Origin of the sequence: Helicobacter pylori NCTC 11637 = CCUG 17874 = ATCC 43504 = JCM 12093, from assembly GCF_900478295.1 — a bacterium.
Taxonomy (GTDB): domain Bacteria; phylum Campylobacterota; class Campylobacteria; order Campylobacterales; family Helicobacteraceae; genus Helicobacter; species Helicobacter pylori.
Window position 1 is genome coordinate 1,563,954 of the sequence record NZ_LS483488.1, and the last position, 24,519, is coordinate 1,588,472.

A 24,519-nucleotide genomic window follows, 5' to 3' on the forward strand; every position below is an offset into this window, starting at 1 on the left:
TAAGAAAGGGTTTGATTGAAACGGGTGTTTTTATGGCTTATTTTTGTATTAGCCTTCCACAAGCTTTTGGCCGAAAAAATAGGCGATATAGCGAGCGTGGTAGGCGTAAGGGATAACCAGCTGATTGGTTATGGGCTTGTGATTGGCTTGAATGGCACAGGGGATAAATCCGGCTCAAAATTCACCATGCAATCCATTTCTAACATGCTAGAGAGCGTGAATGTTAAGATCTCTGCAGACGATATTAAATCTAAAAATGTCGCTGCCGTGATGATTACAGCCTCCTTACCCCCCTTTGCAAGACAGGGCGATAAAATTGATATTCAAATTTCTTCTATTGGGGATGCAAAATCCATTCAAGGAGGGACTTTGGTGATGACCCCTTTAAATGCGGTAGATGGGAATATTTACGCCCTCGCTCAAGGGGCTATCACTTCGGGCAATTCTAATAACTTGCTCTCAGCCAATATCATCAATGGGGCGACTATTGAAAGGGAAGTTTCGTATGATTTGTTCCATAAAAACGCCATGGTTTTAAGCCTAAAAAACCCCAATTTTAAAAACGCTATCCAAGTGCAAAACACTTTAAATAAGGTGTTTGGCAATAAAGTAGCCATAGCGTTAGATCCAAAAACCATTCAAATCACTCGCCCAGAGCGTTTTTCTATGGTGGAGTTTTTAGCCTTAGTGCAAGAAATCCCTATTAATTACAGCGCGAAAAATAAGATCATTGTAGATGAAAAATCAGGCACGATCGTTTCAGGAGTGGATATAATGGTGCATCCTATAGTGGTTACAAGCCAAGACATCACGCTGAAAATCACTAAAGAGCCTTTAAACAATTCTAAAAACACGCAGGATTTAGACAACAACATGTCCTTAGACGCCGCTCATAACACGCTGAGTTCTAACGGGAAAAACATCACCATTGCCGGGGTGGTGAAAGCCTTACAAAAAATTGGCGTGAGCGCTAAGGGGATGGTTTCAATCTTGCAAGCCCTAAAAAAAAGCGGCGCGATTAGCGCTGAAATGGAGATACTATGATAAACAACAATAAAGCCATGCTAGAACAATACAATGTTTCTAAATTAGCGAGCGAAGAGAAATTAAAAGCGCTAGCTCAAAATAAAAACGACAAGCTCCTCAAAGAACAAACCGATTCTTTTGAAGCACTGCTTTTAAAATTCATGCTGGATAGCGCTATGAAAATGGATAACCCTTTGTATCCTAAAGCCCCAGGCGATGAGATTTACACTTCCATGTATAAGGACACCCTTTCTAAAGAATTGAGCGGGAATTTTGGCTATAGCGAAATGCTGTTTAATTTCTTAAAAGAGCAAGAAAAACAAAAACCATGAAAAAATCCAAGCGCTTAAAACGCCCTTATTTAAAGCGTTCCCATTTGAAACACTCTGATAAGGCTTCTTCTTTCAAGGGGTTGTTAAAAAAAGAGGATAATGTGATTTCATTAGAGAATTTTAAACCCAAAGAGAGCGAAGATTTATTAGAAAATTTTTCCAACAAAAAAGACATGCAAGAATTGCTAGGGCTTTTAAACCAATTTATTTTGCAAAGCTACAAGGTAGAAAAAGAATTTAAGGATTATAAAGCCCTTTATGAATGGGTCATAGAGATTTTACCGCAAGCCATTTGGGTGATGAATGAAAACGGGAGCTTTTTTTATAAGAATTCTTTAGCCAATCAAAGCCATGAGGTGTTCAATAAGGCTAAATTAGAAAATTTTAACACTGAAATTGAACATGAAAATAAAAGCTATTTAGTCCAGCAAAACAGCATTCAAGGCAAGCAAATCATCACCGCAACCGATATTAGCGCTCAAAAACGCCAAGAGCGGCTCGCTTCTATGGGGAAAATCTCAGCGCATTTAGCCCATGAGATCAGAAACCCTGTAGGCTCTATCTCTCTTTTAGCTTCAGTGTTATTAAAGCATGCGAACGAAAAGACTAAGCCCATTGTTGTAGAATTGCAAAAAGCTTTATGGCGCGTGGAAAGAATCATTAAAGCCACCTTGCTTTTTTCTAAAGGCATTCAAGCCAACCGCACCAAGCAAAGTTTAAAAACGCTAGAAAGCGATCTCAAAGAAGCCCTAAATTGCTACACTTACTCCAAAGACATTGATTTTCTTTTTAATTTTAGCGATGAAGAAGGGTTTTTTGACTTTGATTTAATGGGGATTGTGTTGCAAAATTTCTTGTATAACGCTATTGATGCGATTGAAGCCTTAGAAGAAAGCGAGCAGGGGCAGGTGAAGATTGAAGCGTTCATTCAAAATGAATTTATCGTCTTCACCATTATTGATAATGGCAAGGAAGTGGAAAACAAAAGCGCTTTATTTGAGCCTTTTGAAACCACCAAATTAAAGGGTAACGGCTTAGGGTTAGCCCTGTCTTTACAAGTGGTTAAAGCCCATGAAGGGAGCATTGCGCTATTAGAAAATCAAGAAAAAACCTTTGAAATTAAGATTCTTAACGCTTCTTAATTTGGATAACTATCCCCCTTAAAAATGAGTTTTACGATAAAACAAAATTTTAAAAAGATTAAAGAATATTAAATTGAATAGGGTTTATCAATATTTGACAAAAATAAGACAAAAAAATTTTTCATTAACTCTTTTAGTGTAGGATAGCAATCAAGGTTTTTATGAAAATAAAAGCCTAAAACATTTTATAAAAAAAGGACTTTTGATGAAAACATTTGAAATTTTAAAACATTTGCAAGCGGATGCGATCGTGTTATTTATGAAAGTGCATAACTTCCATTGGAATGTGAAAGGCACCGATTTTTTCACTGTGCATAAAGCCACTGAAGAAATTTATGAAGAATTTGCGGACATGTTTGATGATCTCGCTGAAAGGATTGTTCAATTAGGACACCACCCCTTAGTCACTTTATCCGAAGCGCTCAAACTCACTCGCGTCAAAGAAGAAACTAAAACAAGCTTCCACTCTAAAGACATCTTTAAAGAAATTCTAGGCGATTACAAACACCTAGAAAAAGAATTTAAAGAGCTCTCTAACACCGCTGAAAAAGAAGGCGATAAAGTAACCGTAACTTATGCGGACGATCAATTAGCCAAGTTGCAAAAATCCATTTGGATGCTAGAAGCCCATTTAGCTTAAACTCCCCAAAAGAAGCCAGCATGAGAGATTACAGCGAGCTTGAAATTTTTGAGGGAAACCCCTTAGACAAGTGGAATGATATTATTTTTCATGCGAGTAAAAAGCTTTCTAAAAAAGAGCTAGAGAGGCTTTTAGAGCTTCTGGCTCTCTTGGAAACCTTTATAGAAAAAGAAGACTTAGAAGAAAAGTTTGAATCTTTCGCTAAAGCTTTAAGAATGGATGAAGAGTTGCAACAAAAAATAGAGAGCAGGAAAACAGACATTGTGATCCAATCCATGGCGAATATTCTCAGCGGGAATGAATGAGCTTATCCGCTATGGCTTGATATTCCTCTTTTTTTTAAAGGCGTTTGGGCTTGATTATGGGATAGATAAAACGCTAGAATTAAAAAAAGATGAAGTGTTTAAAGCGATCATCAAAGACACTTCAAATGGACAAACCAAAGAAATCACACTCTATTGGACGCTATATGCAAATAAAGGTTTAGTCATCAACATGCGTTTTAACCATTTCCCTTACCAGTTTATTTTATACACCGATCATGCGAGAAACACCTATAACCTCAAAGTTTTTGAAGAAAAATTTTCTTCTGACAGCACTCTGTCGCTTGTGTTTAAAGATTTCAAAGAAGATAAAGCCGCTTTAAGGCTTTTAGCCCTTATGCCCCTTGTTTTTTCTCCTAAAGAGCCTTAAGGAATTTGCATGCAAGAAAAACAACTTCAAGCCATTCAAAATAAGATCGCTTCTTGGATCAAAGAAATTGAAAGCGGCTTTATAGATGAATTGTTTTCTAAGATTGGCCCTTCAAAAATGTTGCGCTCTAAACTCATGCTCGCTTTGTTAGACGAAAAAACAGACACTATTTTATTAGATAAAGCCTTCAATTTGTGCGCGATTGTAGAAATGATACAGACCGCTTCTTTATTGCATGATGATGTGATTGACAAGGCGACCATGCGCCGAAAACTCCCCAGCATTAACGCTCTTTTTGGTAATTTTAACGCCGTGATGCTTGGAGATGTGTTTTATTCTAAAGCCTTTTTTGAACTATCCAAAATGGGTGAATCCATCGCCAAAGCCCTCTCTAATGCGGTTTTAAGGCTCTCTAGGGGCGAGATTGAAGATGTGTTTGTGGGGGAAAGTTTTAATAGCGACAAACAAAAATACTGGTGCATTTTAGAAGACAAGACCGCTCATTTCATAGAAGCAAGTTTAAAAAGCATGGCGATTCTTTTAAATAAAGACGCCAAAATATATGCGGATTTTGGATTAAATTTTGGCATGGCGTTTCAAATCATTGATGATTTATTAGACATCACTCAAGACGCCAACACTCTAGGTAAGCCCAATTTTAGCGATTTTAAAGAAGGCAAGACCACTTTACCCTACTTGCTTTTATATGAAAAATTAAATCAGCGCGATCAAGGGCTTTTGATTTCTTATTTCAAACAAGATAGTCATGAAATCATAGAATGGACTAAGGAAAAATTCAAGCAATATGGTATCATAGAAGAAACCCTTAAGATCGCTCAGGTTTATTCTAAAAAGGCCCTTGAAACCATTAAAGGGGAAAACAATTTGATTTTAGAAAAACTAGCACAAGATGTCATTTATAGGACTTTTTAATGGAGTTAGAAACTCATTTGTCAAAATATTTCACCCTAGCCTTTACGCATAAAAGCATGAGCTTAGAAATGCGAGAAAAGCTCGCTATCAATTCAAATGCAACGCTTAAAGAATTTTTACAAACCATTAAAAACCATTGCCCTAACATCAAAGAGTGCATGGTGTTATCCACATGCAATCGCTTTGAAATCTATGCGAGCCTAAAACACGGCGCTAATACTAATGAACAAAAAAGCGCGTTATTAAAGATTTTGGCTCAAAATAAAAAAATGAGCGTGTCTGATTTAGAAAAATGCGTTTTAATCAATACTGATGAAAGCGCAGTCCATCATGTCTTTAGCGTGTGCAGCAGTTTGGATAGCTTGGTGGTTGGGGAAACTCAAATCACAGGGCAGATGAAAAATGCCTATAAATTCGCTTTTGAAGAGAAATTTTGCTCCAAAGATTTAACCCGATTGCTCCATTTTGCTTTCAAATGCGCCGCTAAAGTGCGCAATTTAACCGGCATTTCCAAACAAGGGGTTTCCATCTCTTCAGTGGCAGTCAAAGAAGCGCTTAATATTTTTGAAAAAGAAAGGATTAAGGATAAAAAAGCCCTTGTGATAGGGCTTGGCGAGATAGCTCAATTAGTCATCAAACACCTTTTAAACAAGCAATTTGAAGCGCTTATCTTAGGGCGTAATGCGGCTAAATTTGAAGATTTCATCAAAGAATTAGAAGAGCCTAAAAAAGTGAGCTTTCAAAATATAGAAAATTTAAACGCTTATATCAATGAATACGAATTGCTTTTTTGCGCCACTTCTTCGCCGCATTTTATCGTGCAAAATCGCATGTTAAAAGAAACGAGTTTCAGGCGTTTTTGGTTTGATTTAGCCGTGCCACGGAATATTGAAAAGCCGGTATTGGATAATATTTTCTTATACAGCGTGGATGATTTAGAGCCTATGGTTAAAGAAAATGTGGAAAACAGGCAAGAGAGCAGGACGAGAGCTTATGAGATTGTAGGGCTTGCCACAATGGAGTTTTACCAATGGATTCAAAGTTTAGAAGTGGAGCCTGTGATTAAGGATTTAAGGGAATTGGCTAGGATTTCAGCCCAAAAGGAATTGCAAAAAGCGCTCAAAAAACGCTATGTGCCTAAAGAATGCGAAAGCAACATTGAAAAGATCTTGCACAACGCTTTCAATACCTTTTTACACCACCCCACCATCACCTTAAAAAAGAACGCTCAAAAAGAAGAATCCGATGTGCTTGTGGGCGCGATTAAAAACTTGTTCAATTTAGACAAATCTAACGCTAACCATGCCCAGAATTTGAATCTCTATAAATGCGAATATTACGAGGAATAATGCATGCTATTTTCAAAACTCTTTGCCCCCACTCTCAAAGAACCCCCTAAAGATGCCGTGTTAAAAAGCCATAAACACCTAGCTCAAGCAGGATACATTTATCAAGTAGGCAGCGGGATTTATAATTTTTTGCCTTTAGCTAAAAAAGTGCTAGACAAGATAGAAAACATCACGCACAAACGCATGCAAGAGCATGGGGCGCAAAACATTTTAATGAGTTTTGTGGTTTTGGCGAGTTTGTGGGAAAAATCAGGCCGTTTGGATAAATACGGCAAGGAATTATTGGTTTTTAAAGACCGAAAAGACAATGATTTTGTTTTAAGCCCCACTTTAGAAGAAAATATCACCGAAATTGCCGCTAATTTCATTAAAAGCTACAAGCAATTACCCGTCCATCTCTATCAAATCCACACGAAATTCCGTGATGAAATCCGCCCGCGATTCGGGCTGGTGAGAGCGAGGGAATTTATCATGAAAGATGGTTACAGCTTTCATGAAGACGCTGAAAGCTTGGATAAGGAATTTTTAAACACGCAAAGCGCTTATAAAGAGATTTTAAGCGATTTGGGTTTGGATTTTCGCATTGTGGAAGCGGATAGCGGGGCGATTGGAGGGAGTAAAAGCAGGGAATTTGTCGTTTTAACCGAATGCGGGGAAGACACGATCGTGGTGTGTCAAAATTGCGATTATGCCGCCAACATTGAAATCGCTAAACGCTCTAAAAGGCCTGAGCCTTTAAATGTCCCAAAAGCGCAATTAGCGAAATTCCCTACCCCTAATACCACCAGTGCGCAAAGCGTGGCGGAGTTTTTTAAAACAGAGCCTTATTTTGTCTTAAAAGCGCTTGTTAGAAAAGTGATCCATAAAGATAGAGAAACCCTAGCGTGCTTTTTTGTTAGGGGCGATGACAATTTAGAGGAAGTTAAAGCCCTAAACGCCTTGAACATTATAGGAGCGAACGCTTTAGAATTGAGAGAGGCGAGTCAAAAAGATTTGGATAATGCGGGGTTAATAGCGGGTTTTATAGGGCCTTATGGCTTGAAAAAACATGTTTCTTACATTATTTTTGATGGAGATTTAAAAGAGGGCGATTGCTTGATCGCTGGGGCTAATGAAAAGGATTTTCATGCGGTGGGCGTGGATTTAAAAGGGTTTGAAAATCTTGTTTATGCGGATATTGTCCAGGTTAAAGAGAGCGATCATTGCCCCAATTGTCAAGGAGCGTTGAAATACCATAAGAGTTTGGAAGTGGGGCATATTTTCAAACTCGGGCAAGGCTATGCTAAAAGCTTGAAGGCTAGTTTCTTGGATAAGAATGGTAAGGAGCAATTTTTTGAAATGGGGTGCTATGGGATAGGCATTAGCCGATTGCTCAGCGCGATTTTAGAGCAAAAAAGCGATGATCTAGGCTGTGTATGGACGAAAAATACCGCCCCTTTTGATGTGGTGATCGTGGTTTCTAATTGGAAAGATGAAGCGCAAAAAAAACTCGCTTTTGAAGTGTATGAAAGGCTGCTTCAAAAGGGCGTTGATGCGCTGTTAGATGACAGAGACGCTCGTTTTGGGGCGAAGATGAGGGATTTTGAATTGATTGGGGAACGATTGGCGCTCATTATTGGGAAGCAAACTTTAGAAAATAAAGAATTTGAATGCATCAAACGCGCTAATTTAGAAAAACAAACGCTTAAAGACACCGAATTAGAAGAAAAAATTTTAGAAATGTTAGAAAGCGAATAAGGGGGAGTGAGTGGGAAATTTAGTGATTGGCTCTAGGGGGAGCGAACTAGCCTTATGGCAAGCGAATCACATTAAAGAACGCCTGAAAAAAGAATGCTCTATAGAAAGCGAGATTCAAATCGTTAAGACTAAGGGCGATAAAATCTTAGACACCCCTTTAAATAAGATTGGCGGTAAGGGGCTATTCACTAAGGAATTAGAAGAATTGCTTTTAAAAGGCGAAATTGATTTGGCGGTGCATTCTTTAAAAGATGTGCCGGTCGTGTTTGAAAAGGGGTTAGACTTGGCATGCATCACTAAAAGGGCTGATGTGAGGGACACTTTTTTAAGCGTGAAATTCCCTGATTTGATGAGTTTGCCTAAAGGGGCAAAGGTTGGCACGACTTCTTTAAGGCGCTCCATGCAGATCAAACTGAAGCGCCAGGATCTAGACACAGAAAGCTTGAGGGGGAATGTCCAAACCCGTTTGAAAAAGCTTGAATGCGGTGAATTTGACGCTATCATTTTAGCTGAAGCCGGGTTATGCCGCCTAGAAATTCAAGGAGCGAAATACCGCAAGGCTTTTAGCGTGGAAGAAATGATTCCTAGCATGGGTCAGGGGGCTTTAGGGGTAGAAATGCTCAAAAACCACAAGCATTTTATTACGCTCCAAAAACTCAACGACGAGAAAAGCGCGTTTTGCTGCCATTTAGAAAGGGAGTTTGTTAAGGGGCTTAATGGGGGGTGTCAGATCCCTATAGGCGTGCATGCGAGTTTAATGGGCGATAGGGTTAAAATCCAGGCGGTTTTAGGCTTGCCTAACGGGAAAGAAGTCATCACTAAAGAAAAGCAAGGGGATAAAACTAAAGCGTTTGATTTAGTTCAAGAGCTTTTAGAAGAATTTTTGCAAAGCGGGGCCAAAGAGATTTTAGAAAAGGCGCAGTTGTTTTAATGCGTTTGTTTATCGCGCTAGTTTTGTTTTGGTGGTGGTTAAGTTTGAGCGCTAAGGAAGCGGATTTCATCTCTGATTTAGAATACGGGATGGCTCTTTATAAAAACCCTAGGGGTGTTGCGTGTGCGAAATGCCATGGCATTAAAGGCGAACAACAAGAAATCACCTTTTATTATGAAAAAGGCGAAAAAAAAATCCTCTACGCCCCTAAAATCAACCATTTGGATTTTAAAACCTTTAAAGATGCCTTGAGTTTAGGCAAAGGCATGATGCCTAAATACAATCTCAATTTAGAAGAAATCCAAGCGATTTATCTTTACATCACCTCTTTAGAGCATAAAGAAGAGCGTAAGGATTCTCCTAAGCCTTAATCAAAGCGCTTGATTTATGTTAAAATGGAGCGTTGCATTTTTGTTTTGATTAAAGAAGGGTTCTAAAAATCAGAATTTAAAAGAAGGTAAAAATGAGTGTCAAAATTTTAAAAATATTAGTTTGTGGGTTATTTTTTTTGAATGCCCATTTATGGGGGAAACAAGACAATAGTTTTTTGGGGGTTGCTGAAAGAGCCTATAAAAGCGGGAATTATTCTAAAGCCACATCTTATTTTAAAAAAGCATGCAACGATGGGGTGAGTGAAGGTTGCACGCAATTAGGAATCATTTATGAAAACGGGCAAGGCACTAGAATAGATTATAAAAAAGCCCTAGAATATTATAAAACCGCATGCCAGGCTGACGATAGGGAAGGGTGTTTTGGTTTAGGGGGGCTTTATGATGAGGGGTTAGGCACGACTCAAAATTATCAAGAGGCCATTGACGCTTATGCTAAGGCGTGCGTTTTAAAACACCCTGAGAGTTGCTACAATTTAGGCATTATTTATGACCGAAAAATCAAGGGCAATGCCGATCAAGCGGTTACCTACTATCAAAAAAGCTGTAATTTTGATATGGCTAAGGGGTGTTATGTTTTGGGCGTGGCTTATGAAAAAGGCTTTTTAGAAGTCAAACAAAGCAACCATAAAGCCGTCATCTATTATTTGAAAGCATGCCGATTGGATGATGGGCAGGCTTGCCGCGCGTTAGGGAGTTTGTTTGAAAATGGCGATGCAGGGCTTGATGAAGATTTTGAAGTGGCGTTTGATTACTTGCAAAAAGCTTGCGGGTTAAACAATTCTGGTGGTTGCGCGAGTTTAGGCTCTATGTATATGTTAGGCAGGTATGTCAAAAAAGATCCCCAAAAGGCTTTTAATTATTTCAAACAAGCATGCGATATGGGAAGCGCGGTGAGTTGCTCTAGGATGGGCTTTATGTATTCCCAAGGGGACGCTGTTCCAAAAGATTTGAGGAAAGCCCTTGATAATTATGAAAGGGGTTGCGATATGGGCGATGAAGTGGGTTGCTTCGCTCTAGCGGGCATGTATTACAACATGAAAGATAAAGAAAACGCCATAATGATTTATGACAAGGGCTGTAAGCTAGGCATGAAACAAGCATGCGAAAACCTCACTAAACTTAGGGGGTATTGAAAATTTAACCAACCCCCTAAATTATCATTGCGCTTGACTCAAAACTTTTCAAAGATTTGGCTCTGTTTTAAGAGCTAAAGCAGAAACCCACCCTATTAATTTTTTAATCTTTGGTGTTTTTAGGGCTTTGTCTATTTTCAAAAAGAAAACTTTTTGAATGTTTTTTGCGGTTGTTTGGTTGTATTTGTAGTGTATTTTTATGGTGTAAATTTTTGTTAGGTTAGCTTGAAGTGGGTTTTAGGTTTAAAAGTCCTATAAAAATGTTTTAGCGTGTTTTTGCGCTATGGATAGATATGCGTTTGGTTGTGTTTTTCCAATGGCTTTAATTTATGGCTTTTGCGTGGTTATTATTATAAGCACGCTATAAACACGAATTACACGATAACAGAGCGGTATACGCACGCTATAAAAAGACTTGATAAAAATAACGAAAAATAGTTAAATTTCAAGCGTTCTTTTAAAAATTGTTGTTAGGTGAGACAGATAAAAACGCTTTTAGTTTAAAGATAGAGTTTTAGGGGTTTTTTGTGTTGGTTTAGTTATTCTTTATTTTTTTAAAAAATGGGATTTTTAAAACTCATAAAGAGATAGGGGGTATTTTGAAATTCCCCCACAACCCCCCAAAACCAAATCCCTCATAACCCCTAAGAGCGCATTATTAAGAGCTATCGCTCGCTTAGCTCTTTATTTTGATTGTGAAAAACACCTTTAGCGTTTTAAAACCCTACAAAGACCAATAGATCGCTCCAAAGAACACCACACTCCCTATCAAAACGCTTATAAACATGCGTTTAGTGTCCTTAAAAGCCACCATTAAAAACGCGCTCAAATAAAACAACAATAAAAACACGCAAAAAATCCCCAAAAGCACTTGAAACACGATACCCACCTTAGCCTTATGCAGCATGATGAGTGCGCCTAAAAAGCCCCTTTCAATGGTTTTGATTTTTGTTTGATCGCCTTTAGTTTCAAGGTTGATTTCATACAAAGGCGTGCCAATAACCAACGCTCCCCTATGCTCTCTAGGCTCTATCTTTTTAGGCATAGCGACATGGTTTTCTTTTAGAAAGTCTTTCAAAAAATCCAATCGTTCTTCTTTTTTTAAGGATTTTTCTAAAACCCACTCTTTGATAGTAGCGCCAGTGTCTTGGCGCACCCCAAAGAGCAATGAAAGCCCGCTAATCGCAAAAAGAAGCGCCAAAGGGAAGAAAAAAGTGGTCGCATAGATGTGAAAATAACGCATCATTGCGCTCATTATTGCAACATGTGGCTCACGAATTTAGAAAAATTATCCAAGATCAACCCCCCTTTTCTAAACCCTAGCGCGCAAGATTCATAAGCAAAAAACACATTAGGCTGATAATACAACCCGTTATGCGAATTGAGCTCGTAAAACTCTTGATAAACGGGCTTGTGGTTAGAATAAACGCCGTCCGTTTTCAAAAGCGATTGCATGGAAGCTTCAAAGATTTCGCTATTCGCCCCTTCCCTACCAAAAGCCACTTTTTTGATTTGCTTTTTATTGGCTAAAGGTTCATAGCTCGTTTCTAACAATAAGGGGTGGTTGGGGTATCTGTCCCATAAAAGTTTTAAAAAACGCTTGGATTGGAAAAGGATCGTGTAAGCGGGGTTTAAAAAAATCGTGTTTTTATTTTCCATCATGCCTTGCATCAAAAGGGCTAATTCTGGCTCATCAATAGCGATATTTTCCCATGGGATTAGTTTGAATAAAAACTCATAATTCAAGCCGTTTTTAAACACGCCCTCTTCTATATTGAATTCCACCTCATCAATGTAAGAAAAATCCGTTTCAAACCCCACGCTCTGAGCAGCGTCTTGCAAAAAACGCATGGTGCGCTCTTCTTCAATATTCCCCCTAACGCTTGAAAAAAGGATTTTCCACCCCTCATACATTTCCTCAAAACGGCTCGTGTCTTCGCCTAAAGTTACCATGCGTTTAAAATTCTCGCCAAGCGCTTCATAAAGGTTATTGAATTGCTTGTTTTCATCATAGCCATTCGCTTTGAGTAACGCCCACTGAATCACCGCCGTTTCATAGAGCATGGTGGGGGTATCAGCGTTAAATTCCAGTAATTTAATGGGCTTGCCATCAAGCCCCCCGGCCAAATCAAAACGCCCGTAAATATGCCAATGCACTTCTTCTTCAAAACTCTGTTTGATCATAGGGATGAGCGCGTTAGGAATATCCAATTCAAAAAAGCGATCGTTTTGAATGGCTTCTTCAGCCGTTTCTACAAACATGTCATAAAGCTCATTACAAGCGTCATAATAAGCGTCCGCTTCTTTTTGAGAGACAACCACCATTTCATCAGCGATATAAGATGACATGTCGTCGTTAGTGTGCCAATCTAAGCCGATTTCTTCTAAAGTCTTATTGTCTAAAGGTTTTAAAGGAATCACTTGCATTTTTTAACCTTAAAATAGATTTTATGCGTTAAAGCCCCTTGTCCCAGAGCTTACCGCCGGCGAGCTAGTAGGCCTACTAGAGCCAAAAAACCCGCTCTGTCCCTTACTCGCCCCACCCATGCTTGAAGCGCTGGGTGCACTTTTAGAAAAGGAATTTTGAGAGCGTTGGTAAGCTTGTGGGGATTTGTAGGTTCGCTGGGCGTTTTGCTGGTAATTAGGGTTATTGAAAAGCTTATTGCCAATATAACTCCCTAAAATCGCTCCCGCCGCACTCCCTAAAATCGCACTCCCCAAGCCAAAGCCTGATCCTTCATTACTCCCTCCATTATTAGGCTGAACAAGCTTGCTCGTGCCGTTATCAATTTTGGCTTCTTCTTCTTTGATGAGCTTTTGAATCTCTTCATTGCTTAACACTCGTTCATTGCCTTGCAAATCGCGCACTATGATGTGGGTTTTTGAGCTAGGGTATTCTTCAACAACCTTGTAAGATTTATCCTTTTGCTCTTCTAAAATCACAAACGCACCTTTTTGAACGCTTTGACTTAAAGAGCTTTGCTCTTTTGGTTTGTCATCGGCATTGCTCTTACACCCCACAATGCTCACCATCACTAACGCGCTCAAACCACCCACGATCGCATAATCAGAAATCTTCCTGTAGGGTTTTTTCATGAGAGTAACCTTATATCATGCCTTATAATGGTACAAGAAAGGCACACCCTTAATCACGCCAGATTCAAAAATCTTTTTAGTGGTATTTTCCACTTTAGTGCGTAAATCTTCAGGCTCTTTTTGAGCGTTAATATCGTATTGGGTGGAATAAATCTTTTCAAGAATAGAGATTTTATCTTCCACGCTCGCTCCCCTAGCCCTAGCTTTCGCCATTTCTTCTTGGATTAAAGCCGCTTTTTTAGCCGAATTGACTCCAAGCCACCCCACTACAACCATTCTCACGGTGTTTTCTTTTAAGTGATCCCTAAGTTTAGTGAGCTCTTTTTGGCAATGCGGGCACATGGGATCAGAGACAATATAAAGGATTTTATCCTTATTTTCAGCGTTAGTAGAGGGCAACTCTATCGCATAATCAGCCGGTATTTCATTAAAAATAGCGTTCAATTTCGCGCTGTTTTGCTGGGTAGCGTTAAGAGCTTGAACTTTTTGATTGGTTTCTGCAACTAATTGCACATCTTCGCTTTTATTGCTAAAGAATATGTTGCTAAGCCCTATGATTAAATTGCCATCCTTACTCACCACAAGCGGGATATTGTATTTAGTGTCCGGATCTTCAATAACGACCATTTTTAAATCCTGGCTGGATTTTAAAGGTTTGATTTCTAAAATACGCACCTTTTTATTGGTCTGTTTTTCAATCACGCTCACTAAATTATCCTGCATCCGTTTGTCATTAGCTGAAACTGAATGTTTAGGGGCTGCCCCTAAGCTTACAAGAAGTAACGCGCTCAACACACTCGCTCTTAATATCATTAAAACTCCTAAAGTTCAATAGCCTAAATCCTTACAATAAAAGGAATAAGCTTTTAATGGGTATAATACCATAAAAATCCCCTATTTTCATAAGGCTTAAAAAGGTTTAAAGATGATTATCATTCCTGCTAGGTTAAAATCCAGTCGTTTTGAAAATAAAGTGCTAGAAGATATTTTTGGCTTGCCTATGGTGGTGCGTTGCGCTAAAAATGCAAATCTTGTAGATGAATGCGTAGTCGCTTGCGATGATGAAAGCATCATGCAAACATGCCAAAAATTCCACATTGAAGCGGTGCTAACCTCCAAACACCATAATAGCGGCACGGAACGCTGTTTGGAAGCGGCGCGAATTTTAGGGTTAAAAAACGATGAAAGGGTTTTAAATTTGCAAGGCGATGAGCCTTTTTTAGAAAAAGAAGTCATTTTAGCCTTATTAGAAGCCACCAAAAACGCCCCTTTCATGGCGACTTGCGCTAAAGTCATTGATGAAGAGCAGGCCAAAAGCCCTAATTTAGTCAAGGTGGTTTTAGATCACCAAAATAACGCCTTGTATTTTTCGCGCTCCCTTATCCCCTTTTTACGAGATTTTGATGCGAAACGCCAAACCCCCCTTTTAGGGCATATCGGTATTTATGGCTTCCATAATAAAGAAATCTTAGAAGAATTATGCGCTTTAAAACCTTGCGTTTTAGAGGAGATAGAAAAATTAGAGCAATTAAGGGCTTTGTATTACCAAAAAAAGATTGCAGTGAAAATCGTTCAAAGTAAAAGCATAGGCATTGACACCAAAGAAGATTTAGAAAACGCTTTGAAGATTTTTAGCCCCGATCTCCTTAAGCGGTGAAATTTAAAAATACTCAAAACATTTTTCACTATCAAAAACCTTTTTTTAAATCCAAAAAAAAAGCAAAATTTCTTAATTTTTGCTCAATTTTATTGAAAATTCAATAAATTTATGTCATACTTTAAGCACGTTGTAAATAAATGTTTCAATTTGATACGATTTTACAAACAAAACATTACTTTAAGGAACATTTTATGAAAAAAACGATTTTACTTTCTCTCATGGTTTCATCGCTCCTTGCTGAAAATGACGGCGTTTTTATGAGCGTGGGCTATCAAATCGGTGAAGCGGTTCAACAAGTGAAAAACACCGGCGAAATCCAAAAAGTCTCCAACGCTTACGAAAATTTGAACAATCTTTTAACCCGCTATAACGAACTCAAACAAACGGCCTCTAACACCAATTCAAGCACCGCTCAAGCGATTGACAATCTAAAAGAGAGCGCTAAGAGATTGAAAACGATCCCTAATAGCACTAATCAAGCCGTATCCTCAGCGCTCAGCTCTGCGGTAGCCATGTGGCAAGTAATAGCCTCTAATTTAGCCAATAACTCGCTATCTACTAGCGAATACAACAAAATCAGTGCGATTTCTCAATTGCTCCAAAATACCTTAAATAAAGACAATGATCTCACGATTGAAAATGACTATGACCAGCTTTTAACTCAAGCTAGCACCATTATTAATACCCTTCAAAGCCAATGTCCAGGAATAGACGGGGGCAATGGCAAACCATGGGGCATTAATGCAAGCGGGAACGCATGCAATATTTTTGGCAACACCTTTAACGCCATAAACAGCATGATAAATAGCGCTAAAAAAGCCGCCGCAAATGCCCGAAGAACTAGCCCAGAAGGTCCAAACCAACCAAGCGCATTTACCAACGCTGATTTCAATAAAAACCTTAATCAAGTCTCAAGCGTTATCAATGACACGATCTCTTACCTCAAAGGGGACAATTTAGCAACCATCTATAACACCCTTCAAAAAACGCCTAATTCTAAAGGGTTTCACAGTTTGGTGAGCCGATCTAGCTATAGTTATTCTCTCAACGAAACCCAATATTCTCAATTCCAAACTACCACCAAAGAGTTTGGCCATAACCCTTTTAGAAGCGTGGGATTAATTAATTCTCAAATTAATAACGGGGCGATGAATGGCGTGGGCGTGCAATTAGGCTATAAGCAATTCTTTGGGAAAAATAAATTTTTTGGGATCCGTTATTATGCCTTTTTTGATTACAACCATGCCTATATCAAATCCAACTTTTTCAACTCCGCTTCTAATGTTTTCACTTATGGCGCCGGCAGTGATCTTTTATTGAATTTCATCAATGGCGGATCCGATAAAAACCGCAAAGTCTCTTTTGGCATTTTTGGAGGCATCGCTCTAGCAGGCACGACATGGCTTAATTCCCAATCTGCGAATTTAAAAATCACCAATAGCGCCTACAGCGCTAAGATCAACAACACCAATTTCCAATTCTTATTCAATACCGGCTTAAGGCTTCAAGGGATCCATCATGGCATTGAATTAGGCGTGAAAATCCCCACCATCAACACCAATTACTATTCTTTCATGGGCGCTAAATTAGCATACCGAAGACTTTATAGCGTGTATTTCAATTATGTTTTGGCCTATTGATATTGAATCGGTTCTCATTATTAATGAGAACCAAGCCAATTTTTTGGCTCTCAATGAATAACGGCATCATTTTACTTGACTTTTTACAAAAAACACACTAAAATTTCTTTTTATTTTTGAGCGAAATTCCAGATTAGCTCAGCGGTAGAGTAGGCGGCTGTTAACCGCTTGGTCGTAGGTTCGAATCCTACATCTGGAGCCATACTTTTAACTCATCTTTTTTTTATAGCAAAAATTCACGCAATCCCTTTAGATTTGATCCATAACGCATTGACCAACACCCCCACCACAACCCCTATCGCTAAATTATGCGTGTATAAAACCACCGCCACGACTAAGAGCATGTTGAGCGTGTCATAGAGCTTGATTTTTTTAATGTTGATAATGGATTGGAAATTAAAAGTGGTGAAAGAAATCATCACCATCACCGCCACAACCGCCACAATGGGGATCTTAACCACGTATTCATTAAACACTAATATGAGCACCATTAAAGAAAAGCCGGCAAAAAAAGTAGAAAGCCTAGTTTTAGCCCCGGATTTTGCGTTGATGATAGACTGCCCCACTAAAGCGCACCCTGTCATTCCCCCCAAAAGCCCTGAGACGATATTCCCCAAGCCTTGCGCTTTAGTTTCTTTGTTTTTATCGCTCACGCCGTCTTTTAAAATAACGTCTAAAGTTTTAGCGGTCAATAAGCTTTCTATCGTGCCTACTAGCGCTAGAGAAAGAGCGTAAGGCAACAACTCTATCATTATTTTAAAATCCAAATTTTTGGGGATAATGATGAAATGAAAGCCTGAAACCCCTTGCTCAATGCTCCCTAAATTCGGCGCATGCACATCAAAAATTAAAGCGATTGCACTGATTGCAAGGATACAGATTAAATTAGAGGGGATTTTTTTAGTGATTAAAGGGAATAAATAAATAATCAATATCCCGATAGCGAGTAAGATAAACACCCCCAAATTTTGGTTTTGAAGGAATTTGAATTGCTCCATTAAAAGCAAAATGCCTAGCGCGTTCACAAAGCCATACATCACTGATTGAGGGATAAATTTTAAAAGATTCCCTATTTTCAAATAGCCTAAAAGAATTTGCAATATTCCTGCCATAAGAGTCGCCACGCCCGCGTATTCAAGCCCATAGTTTTTAACCACGCCCACTAAAATGAGCGCCACTGAGCCGGCCGCTGCACTAATCATCACCTTTCTAGCCCCAAAAAGAGACAACACAAAAGCCATGTAAAAGGTCGTATAAAACGCCACGCCCACATCTAAACCCACCATGATCGCAAAGCCGGCCGTCTCTGGGATCACAGAAAGCCCCACCACAAAACCAGACAACAAATCTTTTTGAATGTTGCTCAACCATTCTTTTTGTATCTTTTCAAACATGCCTTTCTTTCCCATTAGAATGGCTTGATTATAAGATTTAAAAACCAATTTCAAACCGGATAAAATCCCTTTTCTTAAATCAAGCTCTATGATATTTTATTGTAAAAAATACTTAAAATTGTTTTTTTTTTTTTTTCAAAATATAAATTTTAAGTTAAGAATAAGCATTTTATGGTAAAATGGCGAAATTTCATAAACATGACTATCATGGGAATGTGAAATCAAGAAAATCTATTAAAAGTAAAAGGAGAAAACATGAAAAAATCTCTCTTACTCTCTCTCTCTCTCTCATCGCTTCATTATCAAGGGCTGAAGACGATGGATTTTACATGAGCGTGGGCTATCAGATCGGTGAAGCGGTTCAACAAGTGAAAAACACAGGAGCATTGCAAAATCTTGCAGACAGATACGATAACTTGAGCAACCTTTTAAACCAATACAATTACTTAAATTCCTTAGTCAATTTAGCCAGCACGCCAAGTGCTATCACCGGTGCGATTGGCAATCTAAGCTCAAGTGCGATCAACCTCACTAGCGCCACCACCACTTCCCCAGCCTATCAAGCTGTGGCTTTAGCGCTCAATGCGGCTGTGGGCATGTGGCAAGTCATAGCCTTTGGCATCAGCTGTGGCCCTGGCCCCAATCTTGGTCCAGAACATTTAGAAAATGGGGGCGTTCGATCGTTTGACAACACGCCCAACTACAGCTATGGCACCAATAGCGGAACGACCACCACCACTTGCAATGGAGCCAGTAATGTAGGGCCAAATGGTATCCTATCTAGTAGTGAATACCAAGTTCTCAATACCGCTTATCAAACTATCCAAACCGCTTTAAACCAAAATCAAGGAGGTGGGATGCCTGCCTTGAACGGCTCCAAAAAGATGGTAGTCAATATCAATCAAACTTTCACAAGAAACCCTACCACAGAATACACTTACCCCAATGGGAATGGCAATTATTATTCAGGCGGTTCATCAATCCCAATCCAGCTAAAGATTAGCAGCGTCAATGACGCTGAAAACCTTTTGCAACAAGCCGCTACTATCATGCAAGTCCTTATTACTCAAAACCCGCATGTGAATGGTGGCGGTGGGGCATGGGGGTTTAGCGGTAAGACTGGGAATGTGATGGATATTTTTGGCCCTTCTTTTAACGCAATTAATGAGATGATCAAAAACGCTCAAGCCGTTTTAGAAAAAACCAAACAGCTTAACGCTAATGAAAACACTCAAATCACGCAACCAAACAATTTCAACCCCTACACTTCTAAAGACAAAGGGTTCGCTCAAGAAATGCTCAACAGAGCTAACGCTCAAGCAGAGATTTTAAATTTAGCTAAGCAAGTTGCGGACAATTTCCACAGCATTCAAGGGCCTATTCAAGGGGATTTAGAAGAATGTAAAGCAGGATCGGCTGGCGTGATCACCAATAACACTTGGGGTTCAGGTTGTGCGTTTGTGAAAGAAACTCTCAATTCTTTAGAGCAACACACCGCTTATTACGGCAACCAGGTCAATCAGGATAGGGCTTTGTCTCAAACCATTTTGAATTTTAAAGAAGCCCTTAACACCCTGAATAAAGACTCAACAGCGATCAATAGCGGTATCTCTAACTTGCCTAACGCTAAGTCTCTTCAAAACATGACGCATTCCACTCAAAACCCTAATTCCCCAGAAGGTCTGCTCACTTATTCTTTGGATACCAACAAATACAACCAGCTCCAAAATATCACGAAAGAATTAGGCAAAAACCCCTTTAGGCGCATCGGCGTGATTGACTATCAAAACAATAACGGCGCGATGAACGGCATTGGCGTGCAAGTGGGCTATAAGCAATTCTTTGGCAAAAAAAGGAATTGGGGGTTAAGGTATTATGGTTTCTTTGATTATAACCATGCATTCATTAAATCTAGCTTTTTTAACTCCGCTTCTGACGTTTGGACTTATGGGGTGGGCATGGATGCGCTTTATAACTTCATCAACGATAAAAACACCAATTTCTTAGGCAAGAACAACAAGCTCTCTGTGGGGCTTTTTGGTGGCTTTGCGTTAGCCGGGACTTCGTGGCTCAATTCTGAATTCGTGAATTTGAATGCGGTGGGCAATATCTATAGCGCTAAGATGAATGTGGCTAATTTCCAATTCTTATTCAATTTAGGCTTGAGGATGAATCTCGCTAGGCCTAAGAAAAAAGACAGCGATCACACCGCTCAGCATGGCGTGGAATTGGGCGTGAAAATCCCCACCATTAACACGGATTATTATTCTTTCATGGGCGCTGAACTCAAATACAGAAGACTCTATAGCGTGTATTTGAATTATGTTTTTGCTTATTAAAACCCTCTTTAAAAAAGGGGGGCTTCGTTGCGAAATGCCCCTATGCGCTTATGAGTTTTGATTAAAATTTAGTCATTCACAAAAGCATGAAAGCCTTTTGCAAACAATTTCTTTAATTTTGTTTTTAAGAAAACGCTTTTTAGCTTTTTTTCACTTTTTTTTCTATGAAAATATTCAAACATTCTATGAGTAAGGCAAAACCAATACCCGCATACAAATAGTTTTTATTGATGTGCAAATGCAATCCTTCTAAAAACAAAAACACGCCCACAACGAGCAAAAACACAAAGGCTAAAGTTTTGATGCGGTAGTGTTTTTCAATAAAATCGCCAACGATTTTGGAAAAAAACATCATCACGATTACAGATAAAATAATAGCAAGCGCCATGACTTCTAGGTGTTTAGCGATCCCAATAGCCGTGATCACGGAGTCTAAAGAAAAGACAATGTCTAAAAACATGATTTCTATTAAAGTGATGAAAAAGCTAAACGCTTTTTCTTGGTGTTTTTCTTTAGGGTAGATCTGCTCTTTTAATTCCACTAACGCTTTAAAAGCTAAAAACACCCCCCCTACAAGCAGCACCACATCACGCCATGAAAAGCTCATGCCTATTAAAGTGAATAAAGGCTTTTGCAAATGGCTGATGAAAAACAAGCTCCCTAAAAGCCCTATACGAGCGATCATCGCTAGGCCCAAGCCTAAAATCATGGCTTTATTTTGCTGGTGTTTAGGGAGTTTATAAACCATCACCGTGATAAAAATGATATTGTCAATCCCTAAAATGATTTCTAAAAGCGTGAGCGTAGCCAAGGAGACTATGCCATGCGGTGTAGAAAGAGCGTCTAAGAGTGAGGATAAAAATTCCATAAAAGGCTACAACCAGCCTTTCTTTTTAAAATAGAGCACAGGCAAAATCGTAGAAATCGCCATGACAATCAGCGCAAAAAGATACCCGTATTGCCATTCTAACTCCGGCATGAATTTAAAATTCATGCCATAAATCGTGCCAATCAATGTAGGGGGCATCATCGCCATAGTCGCCACCGTGAAGAGCTTGATGATTTTATTTTGCTCCACATTGACTTGAGAAGCGAACAGGTTTTGAATGTTGTCAAGCGAGTTGAGATTGACCGTTGTAGACTCCACCAAAGAGCTAAAATCGGTTAAAATGATATTTAAATTATTTTTGGTATCGCTATCCACTTTATTGCTCCTTAATAAAGCGGTAATAATGCGCCGTTTGTCAAAAAAGGAATCCCTTAAAGCCACATTAAATTCTTGCAAATTGGACAAGCGCACTAAAATATCATCATGCGTAGAAGTTTCTTTGAAAATGATGTTTTTGCGCAACAGGCTCGTTTGTTTGTTGATCCATTCTAGGCATTCTACCCCTTTTTCAAAATACACTTCAAAGATTTTGGTTAGAATATCAAACCCATCTTCAAATTTTTTAGGGCTAGCCAAAACCTTTTTTTGGATAGAATCAAAGATTTCTAAAGTCCCGTAATAAATCGTGAAAAGAATGTTATTAGACAAAATAAAGGTCGCCATTTCCGTATGAAAAGTCTCATTTTCATCCTGATTAGTGAAAAAGGCGTTGATCGTAACGCTGGAGCTGTCTTCCCAATATTTGGTAACTGAAGAGACTCGTTGGGAATGGTCTGTGTTGTAGTGGATAGCGTATTCTTGGCTTAGAGTGGCTAATTCATTGGGCGTAGGGTTGATTAATTCAAACCACAACACTTCATTTTCTTCTATATCAAAGCCATTAAAATCGTTAAAGCGTTTTTTAATGACAAATTTTTGCTGTTTGAAAAACACATTCACCATAAGCGATCCTTAGAGTTAATGGCGTTTGTCCAAAACCTCAAAACAAGGTAAAATTTTGCCCTCTAATAGTTCCAAGCTCGCCCCCCCACCGGTAGAGATAAAGCTCATGTTATCCTTTTCGCCCGCGCGGTTGATCGCATCAATGGTGTCGCCCCCACCAACGAGCGAGAAAGCGTAAGTGTCAGCGATCTTGTGGGCTAAAAAGGTTGTGCCTCTAGCGAATTCTTGTTTTTCATGCACGCCTAAGGGGCCATTCCATAGGATCGTGGGCGCGCTCTCTATGACTTCAGAAAATAATTTCAGGCTCGCAGGCCCTATATCAGCGATCTTGTGTTTAGGCTCAATGTCTTGGACGGGTGAAATTTTAATGTGTTTGGGGTTGAGAATATCATCAGTGGTTACAGCGTCTATAGGCAAATAGACTTTGACTTTTTTTTCTTTCGCGCTTTTTAATAACTCTAGGGCGTCTATTATCAAAGCATCTTCTACAGAAGAATCTTGCACATCATAGCCTAAGGCTTTTAAGAAAGTATTACTCATCGCCCCGGCAATGATGAGCTTATCAATGAGATCTAAAATGTTTTTTAACAAGGTGAGTTTGGAGCTGACCTTAGCCCCCCCCACAATCAACAATAAAGGGCGTAAAGGGTGGTTAAACGCTTGATAGAACGAATCAATTTCTTTTTTGAGTAAAAACCCGCTCACTTTAATAGGGGCGAATTGCGCCGTGCCATAAGTGCTAGCGTGCTTTCTGTGGCTCGTGCCAAAAGCGTCATTCACAAACACATCGCACAAACTCGCTAAATCTTTAGCCAGATTTTCATCATTTTCTTCTTCGCCTTTTAAAAAGCGGATGTTTTCTAAAAGAAAAATCCTTGTGGGCGCGTTTTCGTTTAAAGCCTGCTTGAGTTGCACGATATTTTGAGAAAAAACCACTTCATGGTTTAAGAGTCTTTCAAGGCGTTTCAAAAAGGGCTTTAAGCTCAATTTTTCTTCAACCCCTTTAGGGCGGCCCAAATGGCTCACTAAAATAATGTCTTTAGCCTTATTGTCAATACAAAATTGGATGGTAGGCAAGCTCTCTCTAATGCGCGTATCATCGGTAATATTCAAATTTTCATCTAAAGGCACATTAAAATCCACTCTAATAAGCACCCTTTTATGGCCCACTTCCACTTCTTGAATGTTTTTAACGTTTTGCATAAACGACATTTTAGCTAACATGAAAAATCCTTTCTTTTAATTTTGTGCTATATATTGCGCCATGTCTATCAAGCGCTCGCTATAACCCATCTCATTATCATACCATGCCAATACTTTAGCATTTTTTTCGCCTATTGTCATGATTTGATCATCAATCACGATCGCGCTAAAAGGCGAAGAAATAAAATCGCTTGAAACAAGCCTTTCTTCATCAATACCCACAACCCCTTTAAAGGCATGCTTACAAGCGTCTTTAAGCGCATGCTGAACGCTCGCTTTACTCACGGATTTTTTAAAGCTTAAAGATAGATCCACTAAGCTCACATTAGGGGTAGGCACTCTAATAGCAAGGCCTGTAACTTTAGGGCCTAAATGCGGTAAGACTAACGAAATGGCTTTGCTCACGCCGGTGCTTGTGGGGATGAGGTTAAGGCCGGCCGCTCTAGCGCGGCGGATGTCTTTGTGCTTGGTGTCTAAGAGGTTTTGATCGTTAGTGTAGCTGTGGATGGTGGTTAAAAGCGCATTTTCTACTTTAAAGGCTTCATCTAAGATTTTTAATAAAGGAGTGGTAGCGTTAGTCGTGCAAGAGGCGTTAGAAATCACGCTTTCATTATGATAATGGGTGTGATTCACCCCATAGACAAAGGTGGGCGTATTTTGCGCGGGAGCGGAGATGATGACTTTTTTCACGCTGTTTTTAAGATGAGCGCTTGAAGCTTCTAAGGAATTGAATTTCCCGGTGCATTCTATGATGATTTCTGCGTTAGCGGCAGAAAAATCAAGCTTGTTAATATCTCGCTCATTCAACACTAAAATATTTTTACTATGCCCGATATTTAGGGTTCTATTGGCGTTTAATTTGGCTTCAAAATGCCCATGCACGCTGTCATGGCGTATCAAATGCAAAAGAGTTTCTAATTCAGCGGTAGAATTGATGGCTACGATTTCTACATCTTTTCTTTGACTGGCGGCTCTTATAGCGCACAAACCGATGCGCCCAGTCCCATTGATAGCGATTCTAATTGGCATGTTTTCCCTTTATTTAAAA

The 24,519-nt window shown here is 39.3% G+C and carries 24 protein-coding genes and 1 tRNA gene; 16 read left to right on the forward strand and 9 right to left on the reverse strand.

The features are described from left to right. The first annotated feature begins 15 nt into the window (after positions 1-15). The 12 genes from DQL14_RS07815 (at position 16) to hcpE (ending at position 10,308) form a co-directional block, all read left to right on the forward strand. Positions 16-1,044, forward strand: coding sequence for a flagellar basal body P-ring protein FlgI (locus DQL14_RS07815; RefSeq protein ID WP_108169317.1), 1,029 nt, complete (start codon positions 16-18; stop codon positions 1,042-1,044). Further along, a complete protein-coding gene (locus DQL14_RS07820) occupies positions 1,041-1,358 on the forward strand; it encodes a hypothetical protein (RefSeq protein WP_000609406.1) in 318 nt (105 codons plus the stop codon). The genes DQL14_RS07815 and DQL14_RS07820 overlap by 4 nt, the downstream gene beginning before the upstream one ends. Beyond that, complete coding sequence (gene flgS, locus DQL14_RS07825) at positions 1,355-2,500, forward strand: acid survival sensor histidine kinase (protein ID WP_000748820.1); 1,146 nt, start codon at positions 1,355-1,357, stop codon at positions 2,498-2,500. Before DQL14_RS07820 ends, flgS begins: the two co-directional genes overlap by 4 nt. A 205-nt stretch (positions 2,501-2,705) precedes the next feature. Continuing rightward, positions 2,706-3,140, forward strand: coding sequence for a DNA starvation/stationary phase protection protein (gene dps / locus DQL14_RS07830; protein ID WP_108169318.1), 435 nt, complete (start codon positions 2,706-2,708; stop codon positions 3,138-3,140). 20 nt (positions 3,141-3,160) lie between these two features. After that, the gene (locus DQL14_RS07835) at positions 3,161-3,445 is read left to right on the forward strand and encodes a DUF2018 family protein (RefSeq protein WP_001206051.1); all 285 of its coding nucleotides are present in this window, start codon (positions 3,161-3,163) and stop codon (positions 3,443-3,445) included. Then, on the forward strand, positions 3,438-3,833 hold the full coding sequence (locus tag DQL14_RS07840) for a hypothetical protein (RefSeq protein WP_108169319.1): 396 nt from the start codon (positions 3,438-3,440) through the stop codon (positions 3,831-3,833). Before DQL14_RS07835 ends, DQL14_RS07840 begins: the two co-directional genes overlap by 8 nt. Positions 3,834-3,842: 9 nt before the next feature. After that, the gene (locus DQL14_RS07845; RefSeq protein WP_108169320.1) at positions 3,843-4,766 is read left to right on the forward strand and encodes a polyprenyl synthetase family protein; all 924 of its coding nucleotides are present in this window, start codon (positions 3,843-3,845) and stop codon (positions 4,764-4,766) included. Beyond that, positions 4,766-6,115, forward strand: a complete 1,350-nt coding sequence (gene hemA, locus DQL14_RS07850) for a glutamyl-tRNA reductase (RefSeq protein WP_108169321.1) — start codon at positions 4,766-4,768, stop codon at positions 6,113-6,115. Before DQL14_RS07845 ends, hemA begins: the two co-directional genes overlap by 1 nt. 3 nt (positions 6,116-6,118) lie before the next feature. Then, a complete protein-coding gene (proS, locus tag DQL14_RS07855) occupies positions 6,119-7,852 on the forward strand; it encodes a proline--tRNA ligase (protein ID WP_108169322.1) in 1,734 nt (577 codons plus the stop codon). A gap of 10 nt (positions 7,853-7,862) precedes the next feature. Further along, a complete protein-coding gene (hemC, locus tag DQL14_RS07860; protein ID WP_108169323.1) occupies positions 7,863-8,783 on the forward strand; it encodes a hydroxymethylbilane synthase in 921 nt (306 codons plus the stop codon). After that, entirely contained in the window at positions 8,783-9,154 is a 372-nt protein-coding gene (locus DQL14_RS07865) for a c-type cytochrome (protein ID WP_097711564.1), read from the forward strand. Before hemC ends, DQL14_RS07865 begins: the two co-directional genes overlap by 1 nt. A gap of 92 nt (positions 9,155-9,246) precedes the next feature. Further along, positions 9,247-10,308 (forward strand): Sel1-like repeat protein HcpE, encoded by a 1,062-nt coding sequence (hcpE, locus tag DQL14_RS07870; protein ID WP_108169324.1) that lies wholly within the window; start codon positions 9,247-9,249, stop codon positions 10,306-10,308. Positions 10,309-11,032: 724 nt separating this feature from the next. Here hcpE and DQL14_RS07875 read toward each other — a convergent pair. From DQL14_RS07875 to dsbK, 4 genes are read right to left on the reverse strand one after another with little or no spacing between them, the layout of a single operon-like run. After that, positions 11,033-11,563 carry a hypothetical protein gene (locus DQL14_RS07875; protein ID WP_108169325.1) on the reverse strand — a complete coding sequence of 177 codons (531 nt, stop codon included), beginning with the start codon at positions 11,561-11,563 and terminating at the stop codon, positions 11,033-11,035. Next, positions 11,563-12,735, reverse strand: a complete 1,173-nt coding sequence (locus tag DQL14_RS07880; RefSeq protein WP_108169326.1) for a glutathionylspermidine synthase family protein — start codon at positions 12,733-12,735, stop codon at positions 11,563-11,565. Before DQL14_RS07880 ends, DQL14_RS07875 begins: the two co-directional genes overlap by 1 nt. 21 nt (positions 12,736-12,756) lie before the next feature. After that, positions 12,757-13,404 (reverse strand): UPF0323 family lipoprotein, encoded by a 648-nt coding sequence (locus tag DQL14_RS07885; RefSeq protein ID WP_108169327.1) that lies wholly within the window; start codon positions 13,402-13,404, stop codon positions 12,757-12,759. Between the two features lie 15 nt (positions 13,405-13,419). Further along, the gene (gene dsbK / locus DQL14_RS07890) at positions 13,420-14,217 is read right to left on the reverse strand and encodes a protein disulfide-isomerase DsbK (RefSeq protein ID WP_108169328.1); all 798 of its coding nucleotides are present in this window, start codon (positions 14,215-14,217) and stop codon (positions 13,420-13,422) included. Positions 14,218-14,329: 112 nt separating this feature from the next. On the opposite strand from dsbK, the gene kdsB reads away from it, so the two are divergent. From kdsB to DQL14_RS07905, 3 genes are all read left to right on the forward strand, one after another. After that, a complete protein-coding gene (gene kdsB, locus DQL14_RS07895) occupies positions 14,330-15,061 on the forward strand; it encodes a 3-deoxy-manno-octulosonate cytidylyltransferase (RefSeq protein WP_108169329.1) in 732 nt (243 codons plus the stop codon). Positions 15,062-15,255: 194 nt separating this feature from the next. Beyond that, positions 15,256-16,704, forward strand: a complete 1,449-nt coding sequence (gene hopA / locus DQL14_RS07900; protein WP_108169330.1) for a porin HopA — start codon at positions 15,256-15,258, stop codon at positions 16,702-16,704. Between the two features lie 127 nt (positions 16,705-16,831). Further along, positions 16,832-16,906: transfer RNA gene (locus DQL14_RS07905), tRNA-Asn, on the forward strand. 34 nt (positions 16,907-16,940) lie between these two features. Here the strand turns inward: DQL14_RS07905 and DQL14_RS07910 are convergent. After that, positions 16,941-18,098 (reverse strand): SulP family inorganic anion transporter, encoded by a 1,158-nt coding sequence (locus tag DQL14_RS07910; RefSeq protein WP_162296922.1) that lies wholly within the window; start codon positions 18,096-18,098, stop codon positions 16,941-16,943. Positions 18,099-18,277: 179 nt separating this feature from the next. On the opposite strand from DQL14_RS07910, the gene sabA reads away from it, so the two are divergent. After that, the gene (gene sabA / locus DQL14_RS07915) at positions 18,278-20,437 is read left to right on the forward strand and encodes a Hop family adhesin SabA/HopD (protein ID WP_231952836.1); all 2,160 of its coding nucleotides are present in this window, start codon (positions 18,278-18,280) and stop codon (positions 20,435-20,437) included. Between the two features lie 139 nt (positions 20,438-20,576). On the opposite strand, the gene DQL14_RS07920 is transcribed toward sabA, so the two are convergent. Genes DQL14_RS07920 through gap form a run of 4 tightly spaced genes read right to left on the reverse strand, consistent with a single transcriptional unit; the run spans position 20,577 to position 24,500 of the window. After that, positions 20,577-21,305 (reverse strand): TerC family protein, encoded by a 729-nt coding sequence (locus DQL14_RS07920; RefSeq protein ID WP_108169332.1) that lies wholly within the window; start codon positions 21,303-21,305, stop codon positions 20,577-20,579. 6 nt (positions 21,306-21,311) lie between these two features. Next, a complete protein-coding gene (gene corA / locus DQL14_RS07925; RefSeq protein WP_000248511.1) occupies positions 21,312-22,268 on the reverse strand; it encodes a magnesium/cobalt transporter CorA in 957 nt (318 codons plus the stop codon). Positions 22,269-22,283: 15 nt separating this feature from the next. Next, on the reverse strand, positions 22,284-23,492 hold the full coding sequence (locus tag DQL14_RS07930) for a phosphoglycerate kinase (protein WP_108169333.1): 1,209 nt from the start codon (positions 23,490-23,492) through the stop codon (positions 22,284-22,286). 15 nt (positions 23,493-23,507) lie between these two features. Next, positions 23,508-24,500, reverse strand: coding sequence for a type I glyceraldehyde-3-phosphate dehydrogenase (gap, locus tag DQL14_RS07935; RefSeq protein WP_108169334.1), 993 nt, complete (start codon positions 24,498-24,500; stop codon positions 23,508-23,510). Between the last annotated feature and the right edge of the window lie 19 nt (positions 24,501-24,519).